Origin of the sequence: Selenomonas sp. (genome assembly GCF_052169755.1) — a bacterium.
GTDB lineage: Bacteria > Bacillota > Negativicutes > Selenomonadales > Selenomonadaceae > Selenomonas.
On sequence record NZ_JBQNBV010000114.1, the window covers coordinates 1 to 6553 of the forward strand.

General features: G+C 55.9%; 5 protein-coding genes. All 5 read right to left on the minus strand.

What is annotated here, in order from left to right; all coding sequences use genetic code 11:
- Positions 1–233: 233 nt before the first annotated feature.
- Positions 234–1250 carry a LacI family DNA-binding transcriptional regulator gene (locus ACTTKG_RS08220; protein ID WP_442673733.1) on the minus strand — a complete coding sequence of 339 codons (1017 nt, stop codon included), beginning with the start codon at positions 1248–1250 and terminating at the stop codon, positions 234–236.
- Positions 1235–2704, minus strand: coding sequence for a sucrose-6-phosphate hydrolase (locus ACTTKG_RS08225; protein WP_442673734.1), 1470 nt, complete (start codon positions 2702–2704; stop codon positions 1235–1237). Before ACTTKG_RS08225 ends, ACTTKG_RS08220 begins: the two co-directional genes overlap by 16 nt.
- Before the next feature lie 4 nt (positions 2705–2708).
- Positions 2709–4583 (minus strand): glucose PTS transporter subunit IIA, encoded by a 1875-nt coding sequence (locus ACTTKG_RS08230; protein WP_442673735.1) that lies wholly within the window; start codon positions 4581–4583, stop codon positions 2709–2711.
- Between the two features lie 263 nt (positions 4584–4846).
- Positions 4847–5707: an Rpn family recombination-promoting nuclease/putative transposase gene (locus ACTTKG_RS08235; protein ID WP_442673736.1), complete on the minus strand. Its 861-nt coding sequence runs from the start codon at positions 5705–5707 to the stop codon at positions 4847–4849.
- A gap of 153 nt (positions 5708–5860) precedes the next feature.
- Positions 5861–6553 (minus strand): cell division protein FtsZ (locus tag ACTTKG_RS08240; RefSeq protein ID WP_442673737.1); only part of this gene is annotated, 693 nt, incomplete at its 5' end.

The following is a 6553-nucleotide window of genomic DNA, read 5'->3' on the forward strand; positions in this document are numbered from 1 at the left end:
TGCTCCCACAAGGATTGGGCGGTTTTTATAAACCAAATCATCACAGGGACTGTGTCACATGAACCCCTAAGAATTCAAGTCTGAGGGGCGCAAACGGATTGGCTGGGCTTCTGTAAGGGCGGCGCACAATGTCCACGAAGTGGACGTTTGTGCGTGTATCTTACCGATAGCGCCTTTTCTATGCGCATGATACGACACAATGCGTCATTCGTCAAACGACACCATGTGCCTGCTTACCTCTCGGCAGCCCACAGCAGTTTGCCGACGCTTTCGCGCTCGATGAGATGCGCGGGGAAGTCGCTGACGGACTCGACGAGTTCTTCCGACAACATTTGCAGCAGCATCTTCGCTGCACGGCGGCCGAGCGCTTCATAGTCGAAAGCGACGGTCGTCAACGGCGGATACGTCACGGCGCCCATATCGTAGCCGCCAAAACCGACCACAGAGACTTCACCGGGCACAGCGACGCCGTTTTCGTGTAATGCCCGCATGACGCCGAAAGCCAGTCCATCCGTTGCACAGACGACAGCGCTCGGACGATACGAGAGAATCTCCTCCCTCTTCTCGTAGGCGGCAGCAAAGCCGAAGCCCGTTTCTACAAAATCCACACTCGCGCCGCGACTGCCGCGCGTAAACACCTCGATGAAACCGTCCTTGCGCTCGACGCCGACGGCGCGATCCTTCTCCGTGACGCCGACAAATACGACGCGCTCATGCCCCATGCGCCGCATATAATCGCCGAGCAGACGCCCCGCGCCGAAATCATTGACCTTGATATACTTGACTTTTTCATGCTGCTGCCCGACAAAAAGCACGGGGATATCGCGTTCCTTGAGCTTCGCAACGAGTGCAAGATGCTCATCGGTGATGCCGATGGAGTCAACAATGATGCCGTCAGAGCCGCGCTGTGCAAGATGCTCAATGCTTTCCAGCTCGCGCGACGCATCAAGAAAAGAGGCTTGGAAAAGCGCTTGGCAGCCGACTTCGTCGAGCGCTTTCGCCATCCCCGTAAGCAGCTTGCCGCCCGTCGGCGAATCGACACGCGGCAGGACGACGCCGATCATGCCGCTCTTCTTCGCCTTCAAGCGGCGGGCAAAGGCATTGGATGAAAAGCCCGTCGCCGCAATCGCCTTTTGAATGCGCTCTGCTTTCTCCTCACTCACATAGCCTTGGTTCAAATAGCGCGAAACCGTACTTTTCGACACGTCGGCAAGCGCCGCAATATCTTGAATCGTCACCTTTCGTTCCATTCAAAGCCCCCCAATTCCCAAAAACTTCCCTCGATCTTGTCCAACTTCCTGTCTGCCGAAATCACGAAATTCGGTACGATGTCCTGCGTTGAAAATACGAAGAACGATGCGGCTTCCGCACCGTCTTGGAAGAATACTTCAATCGCTGTCTTATCCTTATAGATATGCAGCTTGAGCGAATCGCGCACCGCTAAGCGAAAGCGACGCACCCCGCGCCCGCCGCACTTCATGCCGTGACGCTCGATCGTCATGACCGATGTACGGCGCTGGTAGGAAAAGCGCACATATTCCCCCGCTCCGATATACGCAAGGTCGATATGCACCTGCTGCGCATCACCGAGCAGAATCTCCAGCTCGATCTCCGATTTCTGCGCGATCATCTGCCCAAATTCCACCGTTCGAGCGGCGGTGAACTTTCGCGCCTCGCCTTTTCGAAGCGCTTTCATCTCCTCCAACGGCGCATAAAAGAGCCTGCCGTCCGAAAGGCGCAGCTCTCGCGGCATTGTCAGAGAAAAGAGCCAGCCCTCTTCTCTCGTCGGATACTCCTCCTCCAAGTCGGGCATCCCCATCCAGCCGAAGAGGATCGCGCGCCCCTCATGCAAGAACGCCTGCGGCGCATAGAAGTCAAAACCCTGATCAAGCTCATGAAACGCGCCGTGCTGAAACTCCAACGAATCGGCGTCAAACTTTCCTGCGATATAGCCCGACTGGTAAAGATTCTGCCAACGATACTCCTCGGCTTCAAGCCCCTGTGGCGAAAAGAGCAGCACATCGCCCTCTGCAAGAGGCAGAAACGTCGGGCATTCCCACATGTAGCCGAAGTCCGGCAGATCCGTCTTGATCTCGCCCGCAAGCTGCCATGCACCCGCCTTCTTCTCATAGAGCACGGCGCGACCTTTCTCCTCTACCGTCTGCGCACCGAGTACGAGGAACTCGCGTCCGTCCTTGAGGAAGCGGTTCGGATCGCGAAAATGTGCCGTATAGCCCGACGGCTCATGCTCGATGATGATTGCATCCTTCTGCACGATTCCCTTTTCCGGCTGCCACGATGCGATTCGCTGCATCGGAATGCGCTTTTTACCGTCCCTGCAGTTGCATGTATAGACGAGCCGTAGAGCATCGTCTTCGACGAAGCCCCCGCCCGAGTAGCAGCCGTCCTTGTCGTGCATATCGCTCGGCCAAAGGGCGAGCGCCGGCAGACGGTAATGCACAAAGTCCTCTGTCTCGACATGCCCCCAGCACTTATGCCTGTGCTCGACGCCCAAGGGATTCCACTGGAAGAAGATATGATACTTGCCCGCAAACCAAGAAAGCCCATTGGGGTCATTGACAAGACCGAACGGCATTTCCAAGTGAAAATCATTGTGCCAACGATGGCGCAGAGGGAATCCCTTGCGCACCTTGGCATCAATCGCAGCCTTATCGAACAACTTCTCGAACGCTTCTTTTGCCATGCTCTCACTCCTTCGGATCAAAGAGCGTATACGTCAAACCGAAAGCGACGCCGAAGCCGATAGCATTGACGAGCAAATATTCGGGCAAATGATCCATATAGAGGAGCGTGCCCGGCAACACCGTCACGCCCATGCTCGTGCCTGCAAGGTGCATGATACTCGACGCAGCACCCGCGCAGGCGCCGCCCGCGAGTGCATAAAGGAACGGCTTCATCAGCCGCAGGTTAATGCCGAAAATCGCCGGCTCCGTGATACCGAGGAACGCCGGAATCGCCGACGAAATGTAGAGGGCGCGCTTCTTCTTGTTCTTTGTCCGCGCTGCCACAGCAACGGCGGCGCCGCCCTGCGCGATGATCGCGCCCGTGATGATCGCATTGAACGCATCGCGTCCCGTCGAAGCGAGCAGCTGAATCTCCAGCGCGTTGAACACATGATGAATGCCGCTGACAACGATGACCTGATGCAGGCCGCCGACGACGAAGCCGCCAATGCCGAACGGCAGCTCAAGGAACGCACGCACCGCGCCGAACACGGCAAGCTCCAGCGTGTGCATGATGGGGCCAACGATCAAAAGCCCGACGATCATGCACGAAACGAGCGTGAGGAACGGCGTGAAAATGAGATCCACGACGTCCGGGATAAACTTCTTGAGCAACGCCTCGACCTTCGCGGCGAGAATGCCAAGCACGAGCGCCGGCAGTACCGAGCCTTGGTAGCCGACAACGGGGATCGAAAGCCCCAGAAACACCATCTCAATCGGCTTCGCATCGCCGCTTGCGATCGCATAGGCGTTCGGCAGCTGCGGCGCGACGAGCATAAGCCCCAAAACGATGCCGATGACAGGCGTGCCGCCGAACTTCTTCATTGTCGACCAGCAGACGAGCGCGGGCAGAAAGGCGAACGCCGTATCCGTCAAGATCTGGCTCATGCGCACGAGATTGTCGCTCATCTCGACGCCAAGATTCTGCAGCATACCGCGCACGCCCATGAAAAGCCCCGTCGCGACAAGCACAGGGATGATCGGTACAAAGACGTCGCCAAACGTGCGCGAGATCTTCTGCGCCGTCGACATCTGCTCGTACGCCGCCTCCTTGTTGGAGCCGCCTGCGAGCGCCGGATTTATGCCAACGAGAACATCATAGACCTTGTTGACGAAGCCCGTGCCGAGGATGATCTGATACTGCGCCGCTGCGAAGAACTGTCCCTTGACGCCGTCGATATTCTCGACCGCCCTTTCCTCGATCTTCTCCTTGTCGTTCAAGATCAGGCGCAGGCGCGTCGCGCAATGCTCTGCCGCACGAATATTCGTCATACCGCCGATATGGTCGAGGATCTCACGCGCCACGCGCTCCTCGTCGCTCATCGAAGCGTAAGCGGGATTCGAGCCCGCTGCAGTCTGCGCTTCCTCTGCCTTCAGCGCTTCTTCTGCCGCCTCACCTTCGCCCGGCGCAACGACCTTCTGGTCGCCAAAGGAGACTGTGATAGCGCCATAGTCCGCCGCGTTCGTTACAACGATCGGCGTCGTCGTATCGTAGCCCGCCGCACGGATCGCCGCTTCGTCGAACGCAATCAAGAGATCGCCCTTCTTGATCTCAGCTCCTTGCTCCACATGCGCCGTGAAGTGCTTGCCCTCAAGATTCACTGTATCCAGACCGACATGAACGAGCAAATCGACGCCATCTGCCGAATGAAGTCCGATCGCATGCTTCGTCGGAAAGAGTACGGTCACTTCGCCGTCAAACGGCGCGACGACCTTACCCTTTGGGTTCTTCACCGCAGCGCCGCGCCCCATCGCGCCGCTGCAAAAAGCAGGATCATTGACTTCCTTGAGTGCAACGAGATTTCCTTCTAAGGGGCTTTCCAGCAACAATTCCGCCATTCCCAATTTCTCCTTCCCATGAAATCGGTTTCATAACATTATCTTTATCTTACCTTGCACAAGAATTGTTGTCAATAGATTAGAAGGAAGTTTCACTCAGTATTTACGGAAAGGAATAGCCTCCGTACAGCTGCTGCCGCACGGAGGCTCTTTCCCCGATATGCTTTTTCCTGTTCCTCAGAACGCCCAGTTCACATGAGCGCTGCCCGTGACGCCCTGGCGTTTTCCGGATGACTATACCTTATGTCAAGGCAAACAAACCTTCAAAGCAAATGATGCATCTTGCCAATCTCACGAATCTTGTCCATAGAGATGTCCGACACTTTCGCAATCATTTCCAACGGCAATTTCTCTTTCAGCATCCCAAGGATGACCGCCGTCTTTCCCTGTTCCATGCCCTGTTCCATGCCGCGTTCCATGCCGCGTTCCATGCCACGTTCCATGCCACGCATCTCAGCTTCATTTGTGAGCATTTCCATTGCTTCACACATATTTCTCGCTCCTTCCTCTGTTTCTTTGAGATATCTTACCCGTTCTGCCAATACATCATAATACATATCATCCGCCTGTGTACAACGGAAGTCGTGCATAAGTTTACCCAACGGCGTATCTTCGTCCATCATCGAACTGTTGACGTAAATGATATGCGATCCATCGACAAAATCTTCATTGATTCCTTTGACCACTCTTTCAACAACATAGAGCGGCAATCCTTTGGCAAGTACATCCGTCTCCGTGATGAAGATCACATACGATTCCGGCAGTTTGTCATAGTCTTCTCCCGCCAACAGCGCGTTGGCATCCATCAAGCTGCTGTTGTATCTGGCTCGGCGCTCCGCTGCGCCTTTGCCGCTGCGCTGAATCTCAATATTGAATTCCTGCCCGTCGGCAAACGCATGAATATCCAAGCGCACGCTGCGCCCTTGCAGGTTTTTCAGCGTATCTTGCGTAGTCACTTTCGTTGCCTTGAGCTGCGGCTTATCCAAGATGATTTGCAGCACCAAATCCACACATTCCAAATTGTCCTGAAACGCCGCCGTCATGAAGTCGTCGTCAAGCAGCCGAAACCCTGCCAGCACCCGCAAGAACTTCTGCCGCCATTCAGCTTTCTCATCCCATCCCATAGCGATTTCTCCTGTTCTCTTTTTTCCATTATACTATGAAGCCCCTTTCGTTACAAGAAGCGTCCAACGCATCTGTTATCCAGTTTTGCACAGCAAAACAGACACCCTCACCGTAACGGAGAAGGTGTCTGTTTACGATATTCATTTTTTCTTTCAGTCGCGCTTCTTGTTCATCCACACGGGAATGTCGAAGTTGCTGAAGCTCGGAGCTTTCGGCATCGGGGCGTCCGCCGAGGGGATCGGTTTGACACCGGGCTGCGCCCCCTGTCCTGTCACAGTCGTCGCAGAGGGGCGCTGGATGCCTACCGTATCGGTGTCGAATCCCGTCGCTATGACGGTCACGCGCACGATGTCGCCGAGCGTTTCATCGAGCGAAGCGCCAAAGATGATGTTCGCGTCAACATTGACAGCTTCTTGAATCGTCGAAGAGGCTTCGTTGACCTCGTACATACTGAGGTTCTCCGCCGAGCTCGAGATGTTGAGCAGCACACCGTGCGCTCCCTCGATGCTTGTCTCAAGAAGAGGCGATTCGATCGCGCACTTGGCGGCGGCGACGGCGGCGTTTTCGCCCGTCGCCTCGCCGATGCCCATGAGCGCCGAGCCTGCATTGCTCATGATGGACTTGACGTCGGCGAAGTCGAGGTTGATGAGCCCCGGCACGGCGATGAGGTCGGAGATGCCCTTGACGCCCTGGCGCAGGACATCGTCGGCAAAACTGAACGCATCCGTGATCGAGGTCTTCTTGTCAACGACCTGCAGCAGGCGGTCATTCGGGATCGTGATGATCGTGTCGACATGCTGCTGTAGCTTCGCGATGCCCGCCTCCGCCTTTTTCTGGCGCAGACG

Coding starts and splice junctions, on each gene's coding strand:
- ACTTKG_RS08220 (WP_442673733.1), bottom strand. CDS start 1,250: ATGGAACGAAAGGTGACGATTCAAGATATTGCGGCGCTTGCCGACGTG.
- ACTTKG_RS08230 (WP_442673735.1), bottom strand. CDS start 4,583: ATGGCGGAATTGTTGCTGGAAAGCCCCTTAGAAGGAAATCTCGTTGCA.
- ACTTKG_RS08225 (WP_442673734.1), bottom strand. CDS start 2,704: ATGGCAAAAGAAGCGTTCGAGAAGTTGTTCGATAAGGCTGCGATTGAT.
- ACTTKG_RS08235 (WP_442673736.1), bottom strand. CDS start 5,707: ATGGGATGGGATGAGAAAGCTGAATGGCGGCAGAAGTTCTTGCGGGTG.